Annotated in this window: 1 protein-coding gene; it reads left to right on the top strand. The window is 63.5% G+C overall.

Annotated features, from left to right (window positions below; all coding sequences use genetic code 11):
* Positions 1-721: 721 nt before the first annotated feature.
* Positions 722-1,651, top strand: a 930-nt coding sequence (locus NTW26_07080; protein ID MCX7022020.1) for a hypothetical protein, incomplete at its 3' end; no start/stop codon positions are given.

Here is a 1,651-nt window from a genome sequence, read left to right as displayed (position 1 = left end):
GATGACGTAGGGGCCGACCGTTAGGACGGCCCGTTTTTTTATAAGGTAGCCCTCACCCCTACCACTCTCCCACAGGGAGAGGGAGACGCTTTCTATACCATCCAACCTTCTCAGCCTCGACCCTCACCCTAGCCCGTAGGCGATCCTCTCCCACGGGGAGAGGGGGGCCAAGGACCCCCCCCTCCCTAACCCGTAGGCGAGCCTCCCCCCAGAGGGGGGAGGGGACCGCTTTACACCTCACCCTAGGTTGCGATGACGTAGGGGCGACCCGTAGGACGAGTCCTCTGCAGTCGCCCGCGGGCCGACCTAAAGGTCGGCCCCTACGAGGGTATTGCGCGATTCAATCAAATCCCGTAGGGCGGGGGCTCCGTACCCCGCCCTTCGTTTCTTCATCGTGCGACCGGGCGGCACTTGGGAGTTGCCGCCCTACGTTTTAGAATCGTATGTTGTCCCCGTAGGGGCGGGTGTCACACCCGCCCGTTTAAACCCAACCCCCAGGTCGCGATGGTGTAGGGCGGGGATTTGCCGGGGCATAACTCGCTTCGCTACGTTTTCCCTTCGAGCGCAGATATGCCTTCGGACGCACCGTGGGGGACCGCCGGTTCGCGCTCACCCGCGGAAATACTTGAAATCGGAGTCAAAAGCTGCTAGTATTATCCAATTCGCCTGTCAACGATAGTCCGGTTATCCCCCCCGAGGGGGCAGAAAGAAAGGACCTCCAATGAAACGCCTCTTCGTCATTCTTTTGGCTCTGGGCCTTATATCGGGAGCCCTTGCCATCACGTCGCAGATAGACACCACCGGCAACATGATCAAGGTCGAGCAGCGCTCCACCGAGGAGCTCTCGGGCGGCAAGGCCGCCACCACCATCTTCCTCGAGTGGGGGAACATCAACGAGCTGCCCGGCGTCGGCTTCCACGCCTTCGACGGCTTCGTGGACCCGGAGTACGGTGAGATTTCCGTCACCGACGTGCGCATGTTCGACTCCGGCGGCGCGTATCGCATCGGCTGCGACGACAAGATCACCAACGAGGGCCCGGACTACGTGGAATGGCGCGCCAGCACCCTCGGCGCCACCGACGGCCTGACGGTCCGCATCATCAGCGATCGCGACACCTCCATCCACGTCAAGGTGGGCGAGTGGTACGGCGAGTTCCAGCTCAAGGCCGGGAAGGTCGTCAGCGATTCCCTGCATGCCACCACGAACGTCTGGAGCCCCGGCACCTCGGCCGCCACGACCATCCACACCTCGACGACCACCGGCACCAACCGCGTCAACGCCTGGACCGAAGGCATGCAGATCGTCGTCCGCTGGGGCAACCTGGACGATTTCGACAGCACCCCCTTCGAGAGCTTCGACGGCTCGGCCACCATCACCTCGGGCAACGCCGAGATCAAGGTCGAGACCTGGTTCGACTGGGAGAAGGACGGCCAGTACGCCCAGGGCAAGGACGACTCGGTGACCACCAACGGCCCCGACGAGATCAAGTGGCGCGCCTCGGTCAAGGGCGGCGACTCCGACGGCCTCAACATCATGGTCTCCCCCAAGTCCGGCACCGTTAAGGTCAAGGTCGTCGTAGGCGACTGGAGCAAGACCTTCACCTTCAAGAAGACCCCCACCACCGGCGGCGGTGGCGGTGGCGGCGGCGGC

The organism is bacterium (assembly GCA_026398675.1).
Lineage (GTDB): Bacteria > RBG-13-66-14 > RBG-13-66-14 > RBG-13-66-14 > RBG-13-66-14 > RBG-13-66-14.
This window is presented reverse-complemented; position numbering and strand designations above follow the sequence as displayed.